The sequence below is a fragment of the Rhizobium jaguaris genome, from assembly GCF_003627755.1.
Classification (GTDB): Bacteria; Pseudomonadota; Alphaproteobacteria; order Rhizobiales; family Rhizobiaceae; genus Rhizobium; species Rhizobium jaguaris.
Genome location: NZ_CP032694.1, coordinates 2,877,249 through 2,900,920 on the forward strand (window position 1 = coordinate 2,877,249; position 23,672 = coordinate 2,900,920).

Below are 23,672 nucleotides of genomic sequence, written 5' to 3' on the forward strand. Positions count from 1 at the left end.
CATGCCTCTATTTGATGTGACGGACGCCCCCTCCGAAGGTGACCTCGCGGCGATCGGCGAAGGCCTGACTGCCTTTAACGTCGTCGATATCGGCCCCTCAGGACGCCGCCCGCTGGCCGTTCTCATTCGCGATGACAGCGGCAAGACGATCGGCGGCATCTCCGGCTATACCGGCTGGGGCTGGCTGTTTACCCAGTGGCTGTTCGTGCCGGAAACGCTGCGCGGCCAGGGCATGGCAGGAAAGCTGCTGGAAACCGCCGAGGCGGAAGCGATCGTCCGCGGCTGCCATGGCGCCTGGATCGATACCTTCAATCCGCAGGCGCTGCGCGCTTATCAGCGGCGAGGCTACGCCATCTTCGGCGAGCTGCCGGACTTTCCGATCGGCCGCAGCCGCTATTTTCTGCAGAAAAAACTATCGCCCCGCTGAAGCAGCGGGGCGATAGTCGGCTGATTACAAAGCTTTAGACAGCGATCTTGCCGCCGCCGGTCTTGGTGATGGCCACTACTGCCGGCCGGACAGGCATGTCCGGCTTGAAGTCCGGCCAGCGCGTCGACAGGTCCTCATAATAGGACGGACGGCCATGACCGGACCAATCGTCGCCGCCATCGCCAGGGTGCTGCACGGCGACGAACGCTGTCTGGCTATCGGGAAGGAACAGCGGGCCGCAAAGTTCGGCACCGACAGGCACGCGGTAGAACAGTTTCGATGTCGCCCGCGCATCGCCTTCCGTATCGACGGCCCAAAGGCCATCGGTGCGGCCGGTTGCCTTGTTGTTGTTGCCGTCTGTCGCCACCCAGAGGCGGCCGGCAGCGTCGATCGAACAATTGTCCGGCATACCGAACCAGCCGTTTTTCGTCGTATCCGTCGAGAAGGAGGCGCCGACGTCGGCAACGGAAGGATCGCCGCATTTCAGCAGAACCTCCCACTTACCCGACGTTGCCGAAAACGCTCCGTCATCCTCGCTTATCTCAATGATGTGACCGAAGGCGTTGTCGGCGCGCGGATTGGCGGTGTCGATCTGTTCCGCCTTGCGCTTCGTGTTGTTGGTCAGCATGACATAGACCTTGCCGTTGACGGCATTGGGCTCGATGTCTTCCGGCCGGTCCATCTTGGTCGCGCCGAGCAGATCTGCGGCGCGACGCGTCTCGATCAGGACGTCGGCCTGGCTGGCAAAGCCGTTTTCCGCAGTCAGAGGGCCTTGGCCGAAGGTCAGCGGCAGCCACTGCAGCGTCCCGTCCTCGGAGAACTTCGCCGCATATAGCGTGCCATTGTCGAGCAGGTCGAGATTGGCGCCGCGGTCGGCCGCATTGTACGTGCCAGCTGTCACGAATTTGTAGACATAATCGAAGCGTTCGTCGTCGCCGAGATAGAGGACCACCCGGCCATCCTTGGAGACGATGTTGGCCGCCCCCTCATGCTTGACGCGACCGAGTGCCGTACGCTTCTTCGGGACCGACTGCGGATCGAAGACGTCGACTTCAACGATCCAGCCGTAGCGGTTCGGCTCATTCGGCTCCTTTGAAAGATCGAAACGATCGTAGAAATTGGCCCACTCGTAGCCGCTTTCCGGCACGCCGTAACGCTTGTAGTTGGCGGCTTCCTTATGACCCTCCGGCAGCTTGCCGGAGAAATAGCCGTGAAAGTTTTCCTCGGCCATGATGTAGGTGCCCCAAGGCATGACCCCGCCGGCGCAATTGTTCAGCGTTCCGATGACCTTGGCGCCGGTCGCATCGGCCGACGTCTTCAGCCGGTCGTCGCCAGCGGCCGGACCGGTCAATTGCATCTCGGTGATCGCGGTAATGCGACGGTTATATTGGCCGTCCGGCACGACCTGCCATTTGCCGTCGACCTTGCGGATCTCGACGATGGTGCCGCCGTGCGCGGCCATTTCGATGTCGACCTGCGCCCGGCTCAGCGGTGCCTGCTTGATCTTGCCGTCGGCGATCGTCACCAGGCCCGGAAACATTAGATGCGGGTTGGTATATTCGTGATTGACCACCAGCAGCCCATTCTCGGAGGAGCCGTTCAGTGGGATGTAGCCGACGTAATCATTGTTGTAGCCGAACTGGCGACGCTGCGCCTCGGCCGTCTGGTTCTTGGGATCGAAGGCTGGCGAATCCACAAAGAGCGCGTCGCCCCAACGCAGCAGCACGTTGGCGTCATAGCCTTCCGCCACATGATGATCGGCATCGACACCGGCTTCGACCTCCTTGAAAGCAAAAGCCGAGCCGCCGGCCGCACGTGCCTTTTCCGCACTCACCAAAGCGAGCGGCCCCACCGTCGCAGCGATCGCGGAAACGGCGAGCGATCCCTGCAGGAAACCGCGGCGCGAAAAGCGACGTCCGATGATTTCCCCCATCGTCGGATTGTCGGTGCGATTGTGGCCCTCCCCGCCGGCCTCTTCCAGCTGACTGGTCGGGAATATGTCTTTCTGCGTGAAATTTCCGGTCATTGCATTACCCCCAGGTTTAGCAAGAGTCCTAAATTAGGACCGAGAAAACTCTAGGTTGGCTACATGACAGACACATGAAAAATGCCCGCGCTGATAGCGTGCAGGCGGCACGCTATCAGCGGCTGTGGAAATCTTGATGGCTAGACCGCGATTGCCGTCAGCGGCAAATCTTCGTCGTCATCCCTGTCGCCGACGACAACCGGGATGGCTGCGTCACGCCAGGCGATCGTACCCGTCAGCCGCGCATGGATATCGGCGGCGATCGGCACGACGAGAACCCTGTTCGGATCGACCGGCCCCGGAAACGCCAGTGCATTGTAAGCGACCTTCTCAAAGCCGAGCGGACCGTAATACGGCGGATCGCCCACCAGGATCACGGCTTCCGACCCTTTGCGCTTGGCTGCTTCGACGGCAATCCGCACGAGCTCGCGGCCGATGCCCTGGTTCTTGTGCGACGGCCGGACGGCGAGCGGTCCCAGCAGATGCCCCTTGACCGAACCGGCCAGGACCGGCGTCATCCGAACGGAGGCGATCGTCTCGCCGTCGTCGGCGCAGATGAAGGAGAGCGAGCGGTCATGCGGCCCCTGCTCACGAATCCGCGCTGCGGCACGAGTGAACCGGCCGGGACCGAATGCTTCTTCGTTGATGAGTTCGATGACAGCGTCATGCGACGCGTCCTCAGTGAGGTAGACGAGATCGTGCTTGTGCATTAGACCAAAGAAACCAGATAGACAGACGGAATGGTTCTCGAAAACGCTTGTCGAGCGTTCGGGATCATCGGCGTCGTCGCAGGCTTCTGGTTGCTTTCATGACAAGTGGTCCTCAAAGTATGGCAAGCCCGATAGCAGGAAATATTCCGCCCGTCCAATGTAAAATGCGAGCGGTTGTTTCTTGAGGCATGATCGTGTCGGCATCATGTCGTTTGATCAACCATGATTTCATCCGAAAACCGCTTCGCACTTTTCGTTACGCGGTCCTTCGGTTCGGGATCATGTCTGTGACGCACTGTTCATCGTTTGCTGCCTCGAAATTCGGCGAACATACCGTATTTTCCAATTCAAGTTTCTCGATAGGATTTCCGAAAGGATAGGCAATGGGCATGTTGGTTGACGGCGTTTGGCATGACGTCTGGTACGACACCAAAGAAGCTAAGGGCCATTTCAAACGCGTCGCTTCGCAGTTTCGCAACTGGGTCACCGTGGACGGCACCCCTGGCCCGAGCGGTACGGGCGGCTTCAAGGCTGAGGCAGACCGATACCATCTCTACGTTTCGCTAGCATGCCCTTGGGCGCACCGTACATTGATCTTCCGCAAGCTGAAGAAGCTCGAAAACCTCATCTCCGTTTCCATCGTCGATCCGCTAATGCTGGAAAATGGCTGGGAGTTCAAAGGCCAGGATGGGGGTACCGTCGACCATCTCTTCGGTGCAAAAGCGCTCTGGGAAATATACGTCAAAGCCGATCCGCATTATTCCGGCCGCGTCACCGTTCCCGTCCTCTGGGACAAACAGACCGGAACGATCGTCAATAACGAATCCTCCGAAATCATCCGCATGTTCAACAGCGCGTTTGACGGGCTGACGGGCTCGAAGGACGATTTTTATCCGATGGACCTGCGCGGCGACATCGATGCGCTGAACGAGATCGTCTACGATACGGTCAACAACGGCGTCTACAAATCCGGCTTCGCCACCACACAGGACGCCTATGAGCAGAATGTCCGCCGACTGTTCGAAACCCTGGATATGCTCGACAAGCGCCTGGAAGGAAGCCGCTACCTCTTTGGCGACCGACTGACCGAGGCCGATTGGCGGCTATTCACCACGCTCGCCCGCTTCGATGCGGTCTATGTCGGCCATTTCAAATGCAATATCCGCCGCATTGAGGATTACCGCAACCTGCCCGGATATCTGCGCGACCTCTACCAGATCCCCGGCGTCGCCGAGACGACCAACCTCATGCACATCAAGAATCACTATTATCGCAGCCACCGGACGATCAACCCCACCGGCATCGTCCCCATCGGCCCCGAGCTCGATTTCGATCGACCGCATGCACGAGAGCGGCTGGCAAAGGCGGCTTGAGGCGGCAAGGCTACCAATAATTCGAGGGCGGCGCGTCGCCCTCCAGCTCCTTCAGCCGCCGATAGGTTGCCTTGGTCGTTCCGGGCGGCAGGGCGTCGGTCGAAAAGAAACCGCTTTCGACGATCTCGAGATCCGGCTTGCGTGGCGCAGTCTGCTCGACTTCCACACGGTAGAAGACGACGTGATCCCGCTTGCTGATCCGGTTGTTGAAATAGACGTGGAAGAGCTGCGGCCGGCCCGATATCACCAGATTGCCCTCCTCTCGCAATTCCTTCGTCAGCGCCTGCTCCACCGTCTCGTGGCGCTCGACACCGCCGCCCGGCATATGCCAGCCGGCGACGTAGGAATGCCGTACCAGGAAAAGCCGCCCCTCCTTATCGAAACACGCCGCCCTCACGCCCATGGTCATGCTGCGGGTCAGCACGAAATAGCTATGCAGCATTCTGCCGAACAGCTTGGCTCGCCAACCGCGGGCCTCGTCGGGAGCAGCGCCGTCGTTCATGCCCCGGCTCCCGTGCTGGGATCGGCTATCGAAAAACCGATGTATTTGTTTTGACAATAGACTGAGCTATGTCTCATCTCATGTTCAAGCTCGCGCATATTTCCGACATTCACCTGGGCCCCCTGCCACGGCTTTCGATCAGAGAATTGGCCTCCAAACGCATTACCGGATTTGTGAACTGGCACCGGAACCGGCGCAAGCATCTTTTTGGTGGGACGCTCGACCTTCTGCTCGAGGACATCAAATCAAAGCAGGCCGATCATCTTGCCGTGACCGGCGATCTCGTCAATCTCGCCAGTGGCATCGAAATCCGCACCGCCGCCGAATGGCTGAAGACGCTTGGCGATCCAGCCTTCACCTCCGTCGTGCCCGGCAATCACGATGCCTATGTGCCCGGCTCCTACGAGAAGGCCATGCGCGCCTGGTATCCCTATGTCCAGGGCGACCATGCGCCGGCTGATTGGCAGGAGGACCGGCGCATTTTCCCCTATTTGCGCATTCGCGACAATGTCGCGCTGATCGGCTGCTCGACGGCGGTGGCGACGCCGCCCTTTGCGGCCAGTGGCTTTTACTCGGCCAGGCAGGCACGCGAGACCGTGAATATGCTGCGCGCCGCCGGAGAGGCCGGCCTCTTTCGCGTGGTCATGATCCACCACCCGCCAATCCGGGGTGCCACTAGCTTCTATAAGCGCATGATCGGCATCCGCCGATTCGCTGCAGTCATCTCGACCGGCGGCGCCGAACTGGTCCTGCACGGCCACACTCATCTCAACACGCTGCATTGGCTGAGGGGGCCGACCGGTCAGGTGCCCGTCGTCGGTATCGCGTCGGCCTCGCAAGGTCCTGGCGGGCTGAAGCCGGCTGCCGCCTACAATCTCTTCACCATTGCGGGCCATCCCGGCGCCTGGGAACTCAAGGCCGAGCGCTTTAGCCTCAATGCACGAGGCGACGACATACAGCCTCAAGGCGTCGATATCCTGCCGTCATAATCTGTGGCATTTTGTGAATGCTCTTCTGTCGTTTCGGTAGCGTTTTCGAATATCCGGAGCTACAATTCTTCGACGTGATTTCTGGAGGATATCATGGCTTTTGGTGCAGCGATGAAGAGTTCTGCCGTGGCGGCGCTTGCCGTCGGATTTCTGTTCGGCGTCAGCTTGCAGGCCCTCGCTGCCGGCTCCGAGAGCGACGAGACGGCCCCGCCACCGAAGACCAAAACCACAACCAAATGCACGGACGGCAAGGTCTGGGACAAGGATAAAAAAGAATGCGTGAAACCGCAGAAAAGCGGTTTCAACGACGATCAGCTTTTCCAGGCGGCGCGCGAATTCGCCTATGCGGGCCAATATGACAACGCCATCACCGTCCTGAAGCTCGCCAAGAACCAGGACGATCCCCGCATTCTCAACTATCTCGGTTATTCCAACCGCAAGGCCGGACGCATGCAGCTCGGCATGACCTATTATCGCGAGGCCCTGCAGCGCGACGAGAACTACATCCTCGCACGCTCCTATATGGGCCAGGCGCTGCTCGAGCAGGGCGATGTCCGGGCGGCGCGTGTGCAGCTTGTCGAAATCCGCGACCGCGGCGGCGAAAACACCTGGGCCTATCGCTCGCTGCTGCAATCGCTGAATGGTCAAATCAGGTATTGAAGGAGGCGCGGACACACCATTCCTCAAGATCATGTGAGAAGTGGAGAGGAAGCACACAACCGCTTTTTGAAGACTTGCGAAACGGCACGAAAATGGTTCATACCAACACAGGACAATCCTTCGGCCCAGTTAGCTTTTTCCCGAAGAAAAGCCATCTTTTGCTGGAAGACACCTGCAGCTCGACAACCTCCAACGTCTCCTTGGAAAGACAATGCCCACGCCGGTAGCAGCCATCGACATCAGACGCGATCTGGTCGGCCTTCTTCCGAAGCTCCGGCGCTTCGCTGTAACGCTGACCGGCGATCTGGCTGAAGCGGACGAACTCGTGCAGAGCGTTTGCCAACGCGGCATTGCGAAATTCCATCTCTGGAACAATGATGGCCGGCTGGAAAGCTGGCTCTACACCATGGCCCGCCATCAATGGGTCGATGAGTCCCGCCGTCACCGACTGCGGCCCGCCACCAAGGGCAGCGCACTGGAGCAAGGCGAGCTGGCTGCATCGGGCACGCATACGAATCCGGTCGAAGCAAACGAAGCGCACCAAATGGTCACATCTTTGCCCGAAGGACTTGCCAGTGTCTTCCTGCTCGTCGATGTCGAAGGGCACAGCTACAAGCAGACGGCCGATATTCTTGGCATTCCCCTGTCGATGGTGACGTCGCGGCTTTCCAGCGCTCGCCTTCGCCTGGCAACTCAAGGTCACAGCCGCTCGCCGCGAAGGTTTTAAGCATTGCAGGATATGAAGAAAATGCCGCTTGAAGCTCGTTTGTCCGCCTTTATGGACGGCGAGACAAGCCGCGAGGAGAAAGAAGAGCTAGAGCGGCTCATTGCCTCCGACCCGGAAGCCCGCCGGATTTTCAATGAGCTGAAGCACGGCTCCGATGTTGGCCGCAAGGCTTTCGACGAGGTGCTGAAGGAGCCGGTGCCATTGGCGCTTGTGCGCTCCATCAAAAGCGCACAAGCGCCGAAGGCGCGCGAACCTGCCCCTCGCCTTTCGCCGCCATCCCTGAAGCTTGCTCCGACCGGCCGTCAGGCGCTCGCTGCCGCCCTTGTCCTGTTCGTGGTCGGCGGTGGCATAGGCTATCTCTTCGGCATCCAGCCGTCAGGCACACCGGCTGCCGCTCCAGTTGCACCAACCGCCGCACCAGCGCCGAGCCGCACATGGCTGGACGATATCGCCGCCTATCACCGCATCTATTCGCATCAACCGCACCATGTCGTCGAAGTGCAGGCAACCGAGATTGACGAAATAACCAAATGGCTGACAGGCACCGTCGGTGTGAAATTCAATCTGCCGGATCTCGCCGCCGACGGATTGGTCTTCCAAGGCGCACGCGTGTTCATCGCCGACGGCAAGCCGACGGGCCAGTTGATCTACAAGGACCTCGACGGCGATGTCATCGCCATCTGTTTCATGAAGGATGAAGGCGTAGCTGCCGACGGCAATTTTGACGAGACCATCAAGGACGACGTAAGCGTCGTATCATGGCGCCGCAACGGCACCGCCTATGCCGTCGTCGGCCCCTCTTCCGATGCGATGCTGGATGAGATCGCCAATCGGGTATCGACAGAAATTTAAGTTGGCCGCTAGGCCTTTATGCGTTCATTTTGAATGCACAAAGGCCGCGCTAGTCCTTTGAATCCAGAACATCTTATCCGCTTGCAGGTGATTTCGCCTGAAAGCGGGATGCGTTAGTCAAAGTCCTGCTTGCGACTTCGGTTCAGCCGGAGATACTATTCGTCAACATCGTACCCAGAGGCATCATCCGACGGGGCGCATTCCCTGGAGATCGACCATGTCCGACATTCTGCTGACCATACCGGAGATTGACGAGCGCATCGCGGCAATAAGAGAAAATCTTCGCGAGTTGATCGAGCAAGCCGCCGCCTACTCTGGAGCGGCGGACGAAGAGCTGGCGTCGGAGCGTATTGCCGAACAGGAAGAAGAACTCGAACGCCTGCTAAAGCGGCGCGAGGAGCTTTCCAACCAGAAATCATGACCGCGGGAGAACGGCGGGGAGCTGATGCCCCTACCGCCTCTTGTTGCAAGATCAGTGAGACCGCGCCGGCGAAATCGTTGCGTTGGCCTGCTCAGCTGAAAAGATGATGAAGGCGAACAACAGAACGCCAAGGAAAATCACGATCGACGCGGCCGCTACGATCGGTTCCATCGCCATATTGCCGAGAAGCATGAGATACAATGCCGGCACCAAGACCGCGACGCCGGCTGTGTAGATGTAATACTGAATCATCGCCAGCCGCCTCTCCGCCTTTTGCGGGTTCAGCGCATGGTAACCGCCGAAGAGCGCCATGGTCACCCAGCCGAGGAGATTGGCATGCGCATGGGCGCCGATGACACTGTGATCCTCGGTGATTGCCATTTTCAGGCCTATTCCAATTCCGATGATCAGAAAGATGATTGCTGTCTTGAAATACAGATTGGCAAGGCGCGGCATGTTTCCCTCCCAGACTTTTGCCGAAGATTCTTAAAATATCACGCCGGTCTGCCGCTCTGGAATATAGCTTAATGGCCAATATCGGGTGGATTGGCCTCCAAGGTCTTGCACCCGATCCGAAATAGACCGCACGTGCCTCTGGTTGAGGTCATCTTGCACAACCGCCAGGACCTCTAATTTAGACAATCATTTTTGCATGACATTGCAGCCATCATGCGTTATACAACCGCCAAGCGACTTTAGAGGAGAGCGTTTGATGAGAACTCACGGCACAGGAAACCACCGCTGAAAAGCAGTGCCGTGACGGGCTGCCTGTTCAGCCCATCCATCAAATTGCCATCTCTCGCCCCTGGAGGGCACTCATGTTTCGTCGCTTTGAAAAGCTCGTCGATCCATTCCAACATTATGACGATCTGAACCCACCGCCGGATACATGGCGGTATCTTAAAAGCAACCTGCACCCGTTCCGCCGCGTCATGGCAATGAGCCTTGCTTTGACGGTCGTCGGCGCTGCCATCGAAATCTGGCTCATCAGCTATACCAGCCAGCTCGTCGACATTCTGGCAGCCGCCCGGCCGGATCGGCTTTGGGCATCCCACGGTACCGAATTGCTGACAGCAGCTGTCCTTGTACTGATAGGGCGGCCGCTCGCCGGCTATCTCAGGGAAAGCCTCGACGATATTGCGTTTCGGCCGAATGCCGAGACACTGGTCCGCTGGCGGGCGCACCGCCATGTCCTGCGGCAATCGGTGGGCTGGTTCCGCCAGGACTTTTCCGGGCGCATCGCGAGCCAGGTGCGCGACATGGGCAACTCCGCGACCGGGGCCGCCTACGCAGTGCTGCACACTCTGTCCTTCGTTACGATCTATGTCGCCGGTTCGCTGTGGCTCATGGCGTCGATCGACCTGCGTCTCATGTGGCCGCTGCTCGTCTGGGTCTGCTGCTATCTGGGTCTGATGGCGTTTGTCATCCCACGGCTTCGCAGGGCATCCGAAGAATTTCAGGGCGCCTATGCTTCGCTGACGGGCATGCTGGTCGACACCTATGCCAATATCGACATCATCAAGCTCTTTGCCAATGCGGCCGAAGAAGACCTCGAAGGCCGGGAGCGCTTCGCCGCTGCCCGCAGAACATTCGTGCGCGTGCAGAAGCTCGAAGTCATGGTCAATTCCAGCATGCTGTTCCTAGGCAGTTTTCTGATCGTCGGGCTCGTCGGCTATGCGGTGATCCTGTGGCAGGCCGGCGGCGCGCCGCTTGGTCTGATTGCCGCCTCGCTCGCCTTGAGCTTCCGCATCACCGGCATGGCCGAATGGATGCTCGACGCCGTATCGTCGTTATTCGCTCATCTGGGCGCAATGCGGCAATCGCTGCTGACCGTGGCACAGCCGCTTGCCATTACGGATGAACCTGGAGCCCGCCAACTCTTGGTCAGTGGCGGCGCCATCGCCTTCAAGTCAGTGACGCATCATTATGGCAAGGGCAATGGCGGTTTGGCGGGCATTTCCCTGCACATCGCGCGGGGCGAAAAGGTAGGCCTCGTGGGACGTTCCGGCACCGGCAAGTCGACGCTCGTCAATCTGCTGCTGCGATTCTTCGATCCGGAAGCAGGCTCCATTGAAATCGATGGACAGGACATCCGCCGGATCGCCCAGGAGAGCCTGCGCCGACAGATCGGCATGGTGACCCAGGATGCAGCCCTGCTCCACCGCTCGGTTCGCGACAACATCTCCCACGGCGATCCTCGATTTTCCGAGGGCGCGATTGCGGCTGCGGCGGATAAGGCAGCGGCAAGCGGATTTATCGCCGCTCTCCGGGATCACGAAGGCCGCATCGGCTACGACGCTCATGTCGGCGAACGCGGAGTTCAGCTATCGGGCGGACAAAGGCAACGCATTGCACTTGCGCGCGCCATCCTGAAAAATGCACCGATCCTCGTACTCGACGAGGCCACATCCGCGCTGGATTCGGAAGTGGAAGCCGCCATCCAGGATACGCTCTATGGTGTCATGGAGGGCAAAACGGTCATCGCGATCGCCCATCGACTGTCGACCATTGCACACATGGACCGCGTCGTCGTTCTTGATGAAGGGCGGATCGTCGAGGACGGCACGCATGGCGATCTGCTCGCCCAAAACGGCATCTATGCCGCATTGTGGGCGCGTCAATCAGGCGGCTTTATCGGCAACGATGACCCTGTCTTGAACGATGGATAACGAACAAAAAATCCCCTCGATGACGTCGAGGGGATTTTGTCTTCACCAGGTCATAACGGCTGAAATTCAGCCCTTTTTCGCCTGGATATCGAGCACGCGATTCGCCGCCGAGACGATTGCCTCGAGAGACGCGGCAACGATATTGGTGTTGATCCCGGCACCGAAGAGCTTGCCGCCGGGATAGGAGGTTTCGACATAGGAGATTGCCGAGGCATTGGAGCCGTGCTGCAGCGAATGTTCGGAATAGTCCTCAACCGACATCGGAATGCCGAGATAGATCGAGAGAGCATTGATGAAGCCGTCGATCGGGCCGTTGCCGCGGCCTTCGATACGCTTCACCTCGCCATTATCGGTGATCTCCGCGGCAACCACTCGCTGACCCTTATGCTCGGGATCAGCGAAAGTGTGGTGGTCGACGAAACGGATGCGGGCACCAGATTGGGTCACGTAACGCTCGATGAAGTGCTCGTAGATCCGCCGCGAGGGCAGTTCCTTGCCTTCTTCGTCGGTGATGCGCTGGATCTCTTCGCGATATTCTACCTGGAGATTGCGCGGCAGGTTGAGCCCGTAATCCTGCTGCATGATATAGGCGATGCCGCCCTTGCCGGACTGCGAGTTGATGCGGATGATCGCCTCGTAGGTGCGGCCGACATCCTGCGGATCGATCGGCAGATACGGCACTTCCCAAACCGGATGATTGGCGACCTTGGCGGCCTTCATGCCCTTGTTGATCGCATCCTGATGCGAGCCGGAAAAAGCGGTGTAGACCAGTTCACCGACGTAAGGGTGGCGTTCGCCGATCGCCATCTGGTTGGAATATTCGAAGACTTCCTTCATGCGTTCGATGTTGGAGCAATCGAGCTCGGGATCGACGCCCTGCGTGAACATGTTCAGCGCCATGGTGACGACGTCGACATTGCCGGTGCGTTCGCCATTGCCGAACAACGTGCCTTCGACGCGGTCTGCGCCGGCCATCAAGGCCAGTTCGGCAGCAGCAATGCCGGTGCCGCGGTCATTATGCGGATGCAATGAGATGATCAGGTTTTCGCGGTTGTCGAGATTGCGGCACATCCATTCGATCTGGTCGGCATAGATGTTCGGCGTCGCCATTTCGACAGTCGACGGCAGGTTGATGATCAGCTTGTTGTCCGGCGTCGGCTTCACCACTTCGATAACGGCGTTGCAGATTTCCAGCGCCACATCCAGCTCGGTGCCGGTAAAACTCTCCGGCGAATATTCGAAGCGATAGCCGCCACCCGCCTTCGCCGCCATGTCGGTGATCATCTTGGCCGCATCGACGGCGATCTCCTTGATGCCCTTCACATCCTTGGCGAACACCACGCGGCGCTGCAATTCGCTGGTGGAATTATAGAAATGCACGATCGGCTTATTGGCGCCGTCCAATGCCTCGAAGGTACGGGTGATCAGCTCCGGACGGCACTGTACCAGGACCTGCAGCGACACGTCATCCGGCACACTGCCGTGCTCGATGCACCATCTGGCAAAATCGAAGTCGGTCTGCGATGCAGAGGGAAAGCCGATTTCAATTTCCTTGAAACCCATGTCCACCAGCAGATGGAACATGCGTTCCTTGCGGTCGTGGCCCATCGGATCGACCAGCGCCTGATTGCCGTCACGCAAATCGACGGAGCACCAGATCGGCGCCTTGGTGATGGTTTTCGAAGGCCAGGTTCTGTCGGGGATGTTGATCTGAGGGTAAGCCCGGTATTTCACCGCTGCTTCGGGCATGCCTTTGGGGGAATGGCTGTTCGCGTCCATGGTTTCGTCTCTTCCTTTCCCGTCATTTGTCCCGCGTCTTAACCGATCGTACGCGGCTTGGCGATGACAAATGCGGACCCGCTGCGGGTATCCTGTCGATTTTGGGGATATGTCGCGAGGAGCGATGGCCGGGCAGGCTCTACGGCCGCCGAGCGCTCCTCAAAGGACCCGGCAACCGCGCGTAAGGCCGAGAAGAAGAAGCGAAGTAAGGGCGCGCGTATTGTCACGCAGGGCAACGCGCCCACGTGCAATCTGTTCGGAAATCTTTGCGCCAGTCGTCTTCATGGTCGCGCTTATAGCTGCGCGGCAAAAAAGAAGCAACCCCTTACCGCGCCGCACACCCGAAGGACGCGGTAACACTTCTAAATGCGCATACCTCCCCAAAATCGGTTCCGATTTAGGGGGTATGCGCTTACCGTTTGAGCAGTTGCACCCCATGTGACAAGGCCATCATCAATCCGCCGGCAATCAGGCCCCAGAAAGCGCCGGAGATCCCAGCGAATGAAACGCCCGATGCCGTGACGAGGAAAGTGATAGCGGCGGCCTCGCGCGATTCCGCCTTTTGAAAGGCATTCAAAGCCGAGTTGGAAAGTGCGCCGACCAGCGCCAGACCGGCGACGGCTTCGATCAGGATCGGCGGCGCCAGCGCAACGAAGGCGGTGACTGCGCCGGCGAGCAGCCCAAGGATGATGTACACGACGCCGGCAATGATGGCCGCCCAATAGCGCCGCTTCGGATCGGCATGCGCATCTTGCCCCGCGCACATGGCTGCGGTGATCGCGGCGAGATTGACGGCATGGCCGCCGAAGGGGGCGCTCATCAACGAAAACACCCCGGTGACGGCAAAGAGCGGGCCTGGCCTCGGATCATAGTGGTGCACCTTCAGCACGGCGATGCCCGGAATATTTTGAGACGCCATGGTGACGATGAAGAGGGGCAGCGCGATCGAGATGAGGCCGGCGACGGTGAAGACCGGCCTGACCAATTCGACGCTCGGTAGCAGCGAATGCTGCAGCGACGTCAGCGCTCCATCAGGCACCTTCACGCCGAATGCCAGCACCAGCGCAAAGGCGCCAAGCGCCGCCGGCACGGCCCAAAGCCGCTTGAACGCTCCGACCACGATCCAGGCGATGATGATCGGCAGGCCAAGCAACGGATTGAAACCGATCGCCTTGACCGGCGCGAAACAAAGTCCAAGCAACACGCCGGCGAGCATCGCATTGGCAAGCGGCGCCGGGATGGCCGCGACCGCACGTCCAAGCGGCCGGAACAGGCCGGCAATCACGATCAGCGCCGCACAGACAAGAAATGCGCCGACCGCCACCGGAAACCCACCCTCGACGGCGCCTGCGTTAGCAAGTAATGCCGCCCCCGGCGTCGACCAGGCGATACTGACAGGCAGCTTCGTCGCGGTGCTGAGCACGATGGCGCAGAGCCCCATCGAAATCGACAGGGCCGTCAACGCTGAAGCGGCCTGCGCGTCCGTTGCACCGACAGCCTGCAGTCCATGCAGTACGACGGCGAAAGAACTGGCAAAGCCGACAAAGGCGGTGAGGCAGCCCATGAACAGGCTTTGAACGGAAAAATCTTTAAGCATGACGACGGCTGGAAACTCGTGGAAGCGGCGGAACGCGCATGGAGCATCACAAGCGGCGGTCGTGCAAGTGCAGTTTCGCGAAAGAACGGAACGGCACTCCGATTGATTGTGGAAAGGATTGGACGGGGTTGCGCATCAGCCAACAAACATGTGTGATGTGTGTCCAATAGGTTTCTAAATTTCAGCCCGCCGGCCGGGGCTCCCAGGCATGCCGAAGCTCGGCCGGCTAAAATTGACAGATACATGAGGGGAACGTTCTATGTATTACGCCATCTTGGCCTATCACGAAGAGGGCGTGGTCGAATCCTGGACCAAAGAGGAGGATGCGGCGTTGATGACCGAACTTCTCCAAATCAACGATCGCCTAGTCCAGGAGAAGTCTCTGGGACCGGCCGCACGGCTCGGTCCCACGCAACGCGCCGTCACGCTGCGAGGAAAAGGTGCCGGTATGATCACCGATGGCCCCTTTGCTGAAACCAAGGAACAATTGCTGGGCTTCTATGTCGTGGATTTTCCAACGCTCGACGCAGCGGTTGCAGCGGCGCGCGACCTCCGTCGCGCCAATCCGACGGCAGTCTACGAAATCAGGCCGATTTCGCTTTTTGCACCCGGCGTGCCTCTGGCACCTCGGGACGAGGAATAGCAGGTCGCCCGGTAATTCGGCCGCAGTGGCTACAAGCCATCATCACGGCTTTCGTCACCCAACAAGACAGTAACGGTAGCAACTGCAAGTTCTTGCTGCAAGCCTGCCAAACTTGTAGCAAGAACTTGGTTGGACGCCGCTGACATGATAACCTTGCTACAAGTTTGGCAGACTTGCAGCAAGGTTATCACGTCATGAGAGTCCTGAATCGACTTGATCAAATCGCATTTTCAGATTTGGTCGAAAGAGCCCACGATGTGCAGTTTTTGGACCAATTCGGCGAAAAGGGCTCATTCACGAAGCTCAGGCGCCATAGCCGCGAATATTGGTATCATCGCACATTGGAACCACAGGACGACGGCCGTCCAAAACTGAAGGCGCTGTATGTTGGCCCCGCGGACGATCCCGAAGTTGCCAAGAGGGTGGAAATGCAACTAGGTTGAAGGCGGACTATGTTTCTCGGCGACGGCTTGCCAGCCAACTCAGACGCAGCGGGCTGCCGTCGCGAACGCGCACCGAGGGCGAGGTCATCTCACAACTCGCCAAGAGCGGCCTCTTCAGACTTCGTGCAGTTCTTGTGGGGTCACATGCGTTTCAAACCTATGGCGGACTTCTCGGCCTTAGGTTCGATGAGGCGAACTATCTGACGCAAGATGACGATATTGCCCAATACCACAGTATTTCGGTTTTGATCGATGATGCGATGGAAGACATCGGATCAATCCTCACAAAGGTAGACGCTACGTTCAAACCGATTTTCAATCCGCACTCGCCATTCCTGGTCGCGGGATACAGGAACTCTGATGGAACAAGAGTCGAGTTTTTGACCCCCAACCGAGGCGACGCGGCCAATAGCCAGAGTCTGACGAAAATGCCCGCGCTGGGCGGTATCGGAGCGCAGGCATTGCCCTACCTCGACTTCCTGATAAGAGAGCCGGTACGGTCCGTCGTGCTGCATGAGGCCGGGGTGGGGGTCGTCGTCCCTGCACCCGAGCGCTACGCTGTTCACAAACTCATCGTCTCCACACGTCTACGGGTGGAAACAGGAACTATGAGCAAGATAACGAAGGACCTGGCGCAGGCGAGTGCGCTTATCGCTCGACTATCGGAAACCAAGCAGGAGTTCGAACTCGGCTCCGCGTGGATAGAGGCTTGGGAAAGAGGCCCACGATGGAGACGACGGCTCGCTGTCGCTTCACTTCGTCTTGAGGAGGAAGAATTCTCATTACTAGAACAAGCGGTGGTCACGGCGGAACGCCTTTCCGGCATCGAAGACCGCCGTCACGGGATGGGAACGGGTAAGAAAGGAATTCTCGAACTGCGGGACCACTGGAGCGGTGGTCGTTCACCAAGCTAGGTGTGAAAGATGATGATTTCCCGGATCATGTCAACGGCTCAGCGTTTGGTGGCATTTGTAGTCCCGCACAAAAGCGCCCTCGCCCGCCTTTCCGGCAAACGAGGACGCTTCGATAAGCAAAGCGGCTAATCAGATTTCCGCCTGCGACCTCACGATCCGCGAGACCAGGCCGTAAGCCTTGGCTTCCTCGGCCGACAGCCAGTAATCGCGATCGGTATCCTTGGCGATGCGCTCGACCGGCTGACCGGTGGCTTCCGAGAAAATCTTGTTCAGGCGCTCGTTCATCTTGATGATCTCGCGCGCCTGGATTTCGATGTCGGAGGCCATGCCGCGCGTGCCGCCGGACGGTTGGTGCAGCAGGAAGCGGGTGTTCGGCAAGCAGATGCGGCGCTCTTTCGGAGCGGCGACATAGATCAAGGCGCCCGCGGACGCAACCCAGCCGGAGCCGATCATCCAGACCTTCGGCTTGATGAACTTGATCATGTCGTGAATGGAATCGCCGGATTCGACATGGCCGCCGGGCGAATTCACATAGATGCGGATATCGTCATCGCTGGCGGCCGCGAGTGCCACGAGCTGCGAGCAGACCTTCTGCGCCAGTTCCTGCGTAATACCGCCATAAATGAAGATCGAGCGCGATTTGAAAAGATTCGCCTCCGCGTCCTTGCCCAACGGCAGCTCTTTCGTCTTTTCTTCCTGTTCGTCTTCGTCGTTCATTCGCAAGTCTCCAGCAGATGTGTCCTACCGCACATAGTGCGACTCAATGCGTAAAACAATGCCGGAAAAAGGCAAGGCGCGAATAGCTCGGGAAAGCATGGCGGTATGGTTGCGGATTACCGAAAAGTAACATGAAGAGGCTTTGAAAAGCCGGAATTCCATCTTACGTCAGGTGAGCGCGATGAGAATCGCGCCCCGAATTTGCAGCAACAGATAGCCAAGGAGGCCATCATGTCGCCTGAAGAACGTCAAATGCTTGTGTCCCTCTTCGATCGCGTCCGCGCTACGGGCAGCACCCAGCGCGATGCTGATGCAGAAGCCTTCATCAATCAGTCGGTTCGCGAGCAGCCCTACGCACCCTATTTCCTGGCGCAAGCCGTGCTCATACAGGAACAAGGCATGAAGGCTGCGGCCGACCGCATCCAGCAGCTCGAAGCACGCGTGCACGAATTGGAACAGCAAGGCGCCGGCAATCAGCCGCAAGCCCAGAGCGGAGGCTTCCTGGGCGGTCTCGGCTCGCTCTTCGGCGGCCAACAACAGCCGCAGCGTGGCCCGGCGCCGCAAGCCCCGCAACAGCAGGGTCGTCTCTACGACGATTACGCCCGCAACGCTCCGCAGCCAGGCCCATGGGGCGGCCAGCAACAGCCGACCGGTCCCTGGAGCCAGCAGGCTGCGGCTCCCTCGGCGACCGGCAGCTTCCTGCGCGGCGCTCTCGGTACGGCGGCCGGCGTCGCTGGCGGCGTGATGCTGGCGGAATCGCTCTCTAGCCTCTTCAGCCCCCATCTCGGCGGCACCGGCGGCGGTGGCCTTGGCGGACTCTTCGGCGGTAGTGCCAACGCAGCCGAACAGCCGGCTCAGGAAACGATCATCAACAACAACTATTTCGGCAACGACGACAAAAGCGATCAGAATGACAACGATCAGTCCAATGTCGACTATGCCGCGGACGATCGGGATGACGACTACGATGATGATTCGTCCGACACTGGCGGAGACGACAGCTCGTTCGCGTGACACGGATCGTCTCTAATTGCAAAAGCCGCTTTCCCTTGGGATGGCGGCTTTTTTTCAATTTCAGCCACGCCCACGATAGGGCTGCACGCCTTGATCCGGCAGCCATACGCCCTCGGGTGGCTTGCCCGTTTGCCAGAAAACATCGATCGGGATGCCGCCCCGGGGATACCAGTAGGCGCCGATACGCAGCCATTTCGGCTCCAGCAGATCCACCAGCCGTTTGGCGATGTAGATCGAGCAATCCTCATGGAAGGCGCCGTGGTTGCGGAAGGAATGCAGGAAGAGTTTCAGCGACTTCGATTCCACCAGCCATTCGCTCGGCACATAATCGATGACGATATGGGCAAAGTCCGGCTGCCCGGTCATCGGGCAGAGGGACGTGAATTCCGGCGCAGTGAAGCGCACGACATAATCCGTGCCGGCATGGCCGGACGGCACCTTTTCCAGAACGGCAGCCTCGGGGTTTGCGGCCGTTTCTGTCTGACTGCCGAGCATCGACAGACCGGAAACATCGGTTGTAGGCATCTTAGGTCTCCTTGATCACCTTGACGCGGATGCCATGGGCCTTCTCGCCCTCCGGCTCCACGTGAATGGTTATTTCCGCGCCCGCATGGATCGCCCGTATGGCGTCTTCAAGGCGATCGCAGATGCGATGCGCCTCGCGAACCGGCATCGCTGCGGGTACGACGAGATGGAAGTCGACGAAGGTGACGGCGCCTGCCCGGCGCGTCTTCAGATCGTGCACGCCGAGCGAACCCTCCGCATGCGTCGCGATCGCCTCCTTGATCACCACTTCCTCGTCCGGCAGGACGGCCTTGTCCATCAGCCCGTCAATGGAATTGGAGGTCACTTTCCAGCCTTGATAGAGAATGTTGATGGCGACGAGAATGGCAAGTACCGGGTCGAAGATCGGATAGCCGGTGCCGATCGCCAACAACAGGCCGATGAGCACGCCGACCGAGGTATAGACATCGGACATGATGTGCTGTCCATCCGCCGTCAGCGCCGGCGAGCGGTGCTCGCGTCCAGCCCGGATCAGCGTCAGCGCCCATAGGGCATTGAGGACACCGGCAGCAAAGTTGATGGCGAGACCGAGAACGGGCGCCTGCATCGGCTGCGGATTGCTCAGGTGCCCCACTGCTTCCTGCACGATCATCAGCGCCGCAACGATGATCATCGCACCTTCGGTGACAGCCGAAAGATACTCAGCCTTATGGTGGCCGAAGGGATGATCGTGATCCGCCGGCTTCTGCGCATAGCGGATGGCGAAGAAGGCGATGAAAGCGGCCACGACATTGACAAGGGATTCGAGACCGTCCGACAACAGCGCGACGGAGCCCGTCACCCACCAGGCGAGCATCTTCAGCCCCATGACGCCGAGCGATATCGGAATGCCCCAGAGGGCCAGCCGTTTGATTGTCTGGTTGCCCTGTCCGTTCATGTGTTTCTCCAATGCGGATGCGGCCATGCTTATGCGAGTGAATTGCAAAAACTGTGCCGTTCAAATGCAAAACCGCCCACGCGAAAATCGCGCAGGCGGCTCATTGGGGCTCATATGATGCAGAACGCGCCGTTTGTCAAAGGACGACCTGGATCTCGCGCATCACAATTTATCCGAAATATAGCCGTTAAACAAAGCAGGGAGGCCGCCAGTCCAGCCTCACGCTGAGATCAACAACGGCCGGATAGACCTTCCACGACAACTTCGGACGAATCCCATGCCCGCCTGTGAAAATCATAACGGCACCTTCCCGCGCAAGCGCGCACTAAGCTATACATCAACCCGCAACGACCCAGCGAACGGCATGCCGCCAATGAAACGTCGCCGCTGCCTCTAAATCCATGGTGGAACATGCCCTCATTTGATGATCCCGCCCATCCGCGCAACGCCCCTTCGCCCGCCGACATATCGACCAAGGAAGGGGATCATCTGATAGCGGCATGCGCGTTTTCGGAAACAGAACGAGCCGCAGTCTACCGCGCCATCGAAACCCGCCGCGACGTGCGCGATCAGTTCCGCTCCGACCCCTTGCCCGAGGATCTTGTCAGACGGCTGCTCGAGGCTGCCCATCACGCGCCGTCCGTGGGCTTCATGCAGCCGTGGAACTTTATCCTGGTCAAGCAGGGCGAGACGCGGGACCGGGTGTGGCAGGCATTCCACCAGGCGAACGAAGAAGCCGCGCTGATGTTCGACGGAGGACGACGCTCGCAATATCAGCGGTTGAAGCTCGAAGGCATCCGGAAGGCTCCGCTCAGCATCTGCATCACCTGCGATACTCAGCGCGGTGGGCCTGTCGTGCTTGGGCGGACGCACAATCCGGCTACGGACGTCTATTCGACGGTCTGCGCCGTTCAAAATCTTTGGCTTGCCGCGAGGGCCGAAGGCGTCGGCGTCGGCTGGGTGAGCATTTTCCACGAGGAAGCCATCAAATCGATCCTCGGCATACCCGAGCATGTGAAGATCGTTGCATGGCTTTGCGTCGGCTATGTGGACGAACTCTATGACATGCCGGAGCTCGCCGTGAAGGGATGGCGGGACCGGCTCCCGCTCGAGGAGCTGATTTTCGAGGAATGCTGGCAGGCGGACGGCAAGGAACGCTAGATTCCGCCAATTTGGCGAAATCCCAGCGGCCCATTGGTATCCATCAGCGAAGCGGCGCCGTCAGGCAGCCTTGGTCTTCACTCTGCGCGCCAGATGTGCCACGACATTCTCGATCATCCGCATGCCGGCGTCGCCGCCGAGTGTCATGATCGATTCCGGATGGAACTGAACGGCTGCGATAGGCTCCTTGACGTGCTCTATCCCCATGATCGTGCCGTCCTCGCTTTCGGCCGTAATCATGAAATCGCGCGGCAGCGTCGAGGGATCGGCGAAGATCGAGTGATAGCGACCGACAGTGACCTCGCGGCCAAGGCCGGAGAACACCAAGCCAGGCTCCAACACGCGGATGCGCGAGGGCTTGCCGTGCATCGGCAGCGCCAGATGACGAAGCTCACCGCCATAGGCTTCGGCCAGCGCCTGCAGACCAAGGCAGACGCCGAAGATCGGGAGGTTCCGCGCCCGCGCCTTCTTGATCGTCGCCTTGCAGTCGAAATCCTTCGGATTGCCAGGTCCGGGCGAAAGCACCACCAGATCCGGGTCCAGCCGATCGAACACGTCTTCCGGCACCGGCGTGCGTACGGTCGAGACGGTCGCACCCGTCTGGCGGAAATAATTCGCCAGCGTATGCACGAAACTGTCTTCATGGTCGACCAGCAGAATTTTTACGCCCTTGCCGACGGAGGCAACGTCGCGCTGCTGCTTGCCGGAATTCGCAGCCTTGGCATCACGGATAGCGGACAACATGGCGGAGGCCTTCAGTTCGGTTTCGGCTTCTTCATCCTCTGGGATCGAGTCGTTCAGCAATGTAGCGCCGGCCCGCACCTCGGCAATGCCGTCCTTGATGCGCACGGTGCGCAACGTCAGCCCAGTATTCATGTCGCCGTTGAAGCCGACCATGCCGACCGCCCCGCCATACCAGGCGCGCGGGCTCTTCTCATGGTTTTCGATGAAGCGCATGGCCCACAGCTTCGGCGCGCCGGTGACGGTGACGGCCCATGCGTGGCTCAGGAAACCGTCATAGGCGTCCATGTCGTCGCGCAAACGGCCCTCGATATGGTCGACCGTATGGATCAACCGCGAGTACATTTCAATCTGCCGGCGGCCGATGACCTTCACCGAGCCCGGCTCGCAGACGCGGCTCTTGTCGTTACGGTCGACATCCGAACACATGGTCAGCTCGGACTCGTCCTTCTTCGAATTCAGCAGCTTCAGGATCTGCTCGCTGTCGGCGATCGGGTCGTCGCCGCGCTTGATCGTGCCGGAAATCGGGCAGGTTTCGATACGGCGGCCGGAGACGCGGACGAACATCTCAGGCGAAGCGCCGACCAGATATTCCTGATTGCCGAGGTTGATGAAGAAGGAATAGGGCGACGGATTGATCGCCTTCAGCCGCTTGGAAATATCGGACGGCTTGCTCTCACAACGCTCCATGAATTTCTGGCCAGGCACGACTTCGAAGAGATCGCCCTTGCGGAAGCTTTCCTTCGCCTTGACCACCAGCTCGGCATATTCGCCGGGACGATGATCGCTCTTCGGCGGAATGGCATCGGTATGACGAAAAGGTTCGGCAGCGATCTCGCCGGACTTGCCTTCGGTCGAAACGCCGCCTTTGGCGAAATCATAACGATCGATCCAGGCCTTGGCCGAGTAGTTGTCGACCACCAGGATTTCATCCGGCAGGTAGAGTACCATGTCGCGCTGATCGTCGGGACGCTCGAGCTTGAGGTTGATGGCGTCGAACTGGAAGGCGAGATCGTAGCCGAAGGCGCCATAAAAGCCGATGCTCGCATCAGCCTGCGAGTAGAAGAGATCGGTCACGGCGCGCAAAACGGTGAACACGGTCGGCGTCTTCGATCGCTCTTCTTCGGTAAAGACCCGATCCGGCGTCTTCACCGTCAGGTCGAGCCGGCGGGCTGTCGATGCGCCAAGCACCAGTTCGGAAACCGTCTTCAGCTTTTCAGCGATGAAACCGAGGATGACCTCGCCCCGCTCATTATAGGCTTTGATCCAGACATTGCGCCCATTGCAGGACAGACCGAGCGGCGGATCGACGACGGCGGTATCCCAACGGGTGTAGCGGCCAGGATATTCGTAATTCGACGAGAAGACCGCGCCTCGGCGCTCGTCGAGCTTGTCGATATAGGACGAAACCGCATCCGCATAGGGAGTCGGCCGGCGCTGCCGGGTGACGGTGATCCCCCCCTTCGTCTCGTAGATTTCCGCACCATCGTCCCGAAGGATCGTTACCATTGTTCCTCACTCCGTTGTCGGGCCCGGATGACAGGCGGCCTTTATAGCAAAAAAGCCGCCTCGAAATCTCGGGCGGCTCACTCGTCGTCTTTGAACACGATTGGTCGAGGCCGCCTCAGCGAGCCCACCACCAAACAGCAATGTTGTTCAAGGACATGTTCATGGAGCGAATTGTTAGCGTGAGATGAGGTGATGCGCAAGCGGGATAAACGGGGAAAGTTCTTGAATGGGTGAGCTTATCACCATGTCAGGCAAGTCTGCCGATGCTGCAAGTCTGTGCCCGGCCCCTCACCCCGCTCATGCGGGGCGAGGGAGTTCACGGCCGCAGGAGCGGTTTTCCTCAGGGCAGTAAGGCCG

23 protein-coding genes are annotated in these 23,672 nt (G+C 59.3%); 13 read left to right on the top strand and 10 right to left on the bottom strand.

Features of this window, described 5'->3' with window-relative positions; genetic code table 11:
* Position 1 precedes the first annotated feature (1 nt).
* On the top strand, positions 2-427 hold the full coding sequence (locus CCGE525_RS14045) for a GNAT family N-acetyltransferase (RefSeq protein ID WP_120704808.1): 426 nt from the start codon (positions 2-4) through the stop codon (positions 425-427).
* 34 nt (positions 428-461) lie between these two features.
* Here the strand turns inward: CCGE525_RS14045 and CCGE525_RS14050 are convergent, their stop codons facing one another.
* Complete coding sequence (locus CCGE525_RS14050) at positions 462-2,453, bottom strand: PhoX family protein (protein WP_120704809.1); 1,992 nt, start codon at positions 2,451-2,453, stop codon at positions 462-464.
* A 140-nt stretch (positions 2,454-2,593) separates the two neighbouring features.
* Positions 2,594-3,163 (bottom strand): GNAT family N-acetyltransferase, encoded by a 570-nt coding sequence (locus tag CCGE525_RS14055; protein ID WP_120704810.1) that lies wholly within the window; start codon positions 3,161-3,163, stop codon positions 2,594-2,596.
* Positions 3,164-3,546: 383 nt separating this feature from the next.
* On the opposite strand from CCGE525_RS14055, the gene CCGE525_RS14060 reads away from it, so the two are divergent.
* The gene (locus CCGE525_RS14060) at positions 3,547-4,536 is read left to right on the top strand and encodes a glutathione S-transferase family protein (RefSeq protein WP_120704811.1); all 990 of its coding nucleotides are present in this window, start codon (positions 3,547-3,549) and stop codon (positions 4,534-4,536) included.
* A gap of 10 nt (positions 4,537-4,546) precedes the next feature.
* On the opposite strand, the gene CCGE525_RS14065 is transcribed toward CCGE525_RS14060, so the two are convergent.
* On the bottom strand, positions 4,547-5,038 hold the full coding sequence (locus tag CCGE525_RS14065; protein WP_120704812.1) for an NUDIX domain-containing protein: 492 nt from the start codon (positions 5,036-5,038) through the stop codon (positions 4,547-4,549).
* Between the two features lie 68 nt (positions 5,039-5,106).
* On the opposite strand from CCGE525_RS14065, the gene CCGE525_RS14070 reads away from it, so the two are divergent.
* The 5 genes from CCGE525_RS14070 (at position 5,107) to CCGE525_RS14090 (ending at position 8,687) form a co-directional block, all read left to right on the top strand.
* Entirely contained in the window at positions 5,107-6,027 is a 921-nt protein-coding gene (locus CCGE525_RS14070) for a metallophosphoesterase family protein (RefSeq protein WP_245472017.1), read from the top strand.
* Positions 6,028-6,138: 111 nt separating this feature from the next.
* Complete coding sequence (locus tag CCGE525_RS14075; RefSeq protein WP_245472159.1) at positions 6,139-6,687, top strand: hypothetical protein; 549 nt, start codon at positions 6,139-6,141, stop codon at positions 6,685-6,687.
* Between the two features lie 211 nt (positions 6,688-6,898).
* Positions 6,899-7,414, top strand: coding sequence for an RNA polymerase sigma factor (locus CCGE525_RS14080; RefSeq protein WP_120704814.1), 516 nt, complete (start codon positions 6,899-6,901; stop codon positions 7,412-7,414).
* Positions 7,415-7,435: 21 nt separating this feature from the next.
* Entirely contained in the window at positions 7,436-8,266 is an 831-nt protein-coding gene (locus CCGE525_RS14085) for an anti-sigma factor family protein (protein WP_120704815.1), read from the top strand.
* Between the two features lie 217 nt (positions 8,267-8,483).
* Positions 8,484-8,687: a hypothetical protein gene (locus CCGE525_RS14090; RefSeq protein WP_120704816.1), complete on the top strand. Its 204-nt coding sequence runs from the start codon at positions 8,484-8,486 to the stop codon at positions 8,685-8,687.
* Positions 8,688-8,738: 51 nt separating this feature from the next.
* Here CCGE525_RS14090 and CCGE525_RS14095 read toward each other — a convergent pair whose 3' ends face one another.
* Positions 8,739-9,143: a hypothetical protein gene (locus CCGE525_RS14095; protein WP_120704817.1), complete on the bottom strand. Its 405-nt coding sequence runs from the start codon at positions 9,141-9,143 to the stop codon at positions 8,739-8,741.
* 362 nt (positions 9,144-9,505) lie between these two features.
* Between CCGE525_RS14095 and CCGE525_RS14100 the strand changes: the two genes are divergently transcribed.
* A complete protein-coding gene (locus CCGE525_RS14100) occupies positions 9,506-11,356 on the top strand; it encodes an ABC transporter ATP-binding protein (RefSeq protein ID WP_120704818.1) in 1,851 nt (616 codons plus the stop codon).
* A 66-nt stretch (positions 11,357-11,422) separates the two neighbouring features.
* Here CCGE525_RS14100 and leuA read toward each other — a convergent pair whose 3' ends face one another.
* Both leuA and CCGE525_RS14110 read right to left on the bottom strand, forming a co-directional pair.
* On the bottom strand, positions 11,423-13,135 hold the full coding sequence (leuA, locus tag CCGE525_RS14105; RefSeq protein WP_120704819.1) for a 2-isopropylmalate synthase: 1,713 nt from the start codon (positions 13,133-13,135) through the stop codon (positions 11,423-11,425).
* A gap of 412 nt (positions 13,136-13,547) precedes the next feature.
* The gene (locus CCGE525_RS14110) at positions 13,548-14,732 is read right to left on the bottom strand and encodes a benzoate/H(+) symporter BenE family transporter (protein WP_120704820.1); all 1,185 of its coding nucleotides are present in this window, start codon (positions 14,730-14,732) and stop codon (positions 13,548-13,550) included.
* A gap of 259 nt (positions 14,733-14,991) precedes the next feature.
* Here CCGE525_RS14110 and CCGE525_RS14115 point away from each other — a divergent pair, with 259 nt between their 5' ends.
* The 3 genes from CCGE525_RS14115 (at position 14,992) to CCGE525_RS14125 (ending at position 16,732) form a co-directional block, all read left to right on the top strand.
* Positions 14,992-15,375, top strand: coding sequence for a YciI family protein (locus CCGE525_RS14115; RefSeq protein WP_120704821.1), 384 nt, complete (start codon positions 14,992-14,994; stop codon positions 15,373-15,375).
* A 194-nt stretch (positions 15,376-15,569) separates the two neighbouring features.
* On the top strand, positions 15,570-15,818 hold the full coding sequence (locus tag CCGE525_RS38300; RefSeq protein ID WP_162950168.1) for a nucleotidyltransferase family protein: 249 nt from the start codon (positions 15,570-15,572) through the stop codon (positions 15,816-15,818).
* Positions 15,815-16,732, top strand: coding sequence for a GSU2403 family nucleotidyltransferase fold protein (locus CCGE525_RS14125; RefSeq protein WP_162950169.1), 918 nt, complete (start codon positions 15,815-15,817; stop codon positions 16,730-16,732). The genes CCGE525_RS38300 and CCGE525_RS14125 overlap by 4 nt, the downstream gene beginning before the upstream one ends.
* A 129-nt stretch (positions 16,733-16,861) precedes the next feature.
* Here CCGE525_RS14125 and CCGE525_RS14130 read toward each other — a convergent pair whose 3' ends face one another.
* A complete protein-coding gene (locus tag CCGE525_RS14130; protein ID WP_120704824.1) occupies positions 16,862-17,449 on the bottom strand; it encodes an ATP-dependent Clp protease proteolytic subunit in 588 nt (195 codons plus the stop codon).
* A gap of 231 nt (positions 17,450-17,680) precedes the next feature.
* On the opposite strand from CCGE525_RS14130, the gene CCGE525_RS14135 reads away from it, so the two are divergent.
* Entirely contained in the window at positions 17,681-18,463 is a 783-nt protein-coding gene (locus CCGE525_RS14135) for a DUF2076 domain-containing protein (RefSeq protein WP_120706408.1), read from the top strand.
* A 60-nt stretch (positions 18,464-18,523) separates the two neighbouring features.
* Here the strand turns inward: CCGE525_RS14135 and queF are convergent, their stop codons facing one another.
* Together queF and CCGE525_RS14145 are read right to left on the bottom strand one after the other, a co-directional pair.
* On the bottom strand, positions 18,524-18,988 hold the full coding sequence (gene queF, locus CCGE525_RS14140; protein ID WP_120704825.1) for a preQ(1) synthase: 465 nt from the start codon (positions 18,986-18,988) through the stop codon (positions 18,524-18,526).
* Position 18,989: 1 nt separating this feature from the next.
* Positions 18,990-19,904, bottom strand: a complete 915-nt coding sequence (locus CCGE525_RS14145) for a cation diffusion facilitator family transporter (protein WP_120704826.1) — start codon at positions 19,902-19,904, stop codon at positions 18,990-18,992.
* 411 nt (positions 19,905-20,315) lie between these two features.
* On the opposite strand from CCGE525_RS14145, the gene bluB reads away from it, so the two are divergent.
* Positions 20,316-21,065, top strand: a complete 750-nt coding sequence (bluB, locus tag CCGE525_RS14150) for a 5,6-dimethylbenzimidazole synthase (protein ID WP_245472018.1) — start codon at positions 20,316-20,318, stop codon at positions 21,063-21,065.
* Between the two features lie 60 nt (positions 21,066-21,125).
* Here the strand turns inward: bluB and CCGE525_RS14155 are convergent, their stop codons facing one another.
* The gene (locus tag CCGE525_RS14155) at positions 21,126-23,315 is read right to left on the bottom strand and encodes an anthranilate synthase (RefSeq protein ID WP_120704827.1); all 2,190 of its coding nucleotides are present in this window, start codon (positions 23,313-23,315) and stop codon (positions 21,126-21,128) included.
* Positions 23,316-23,672: the final 357 nt, after the last annotated feature.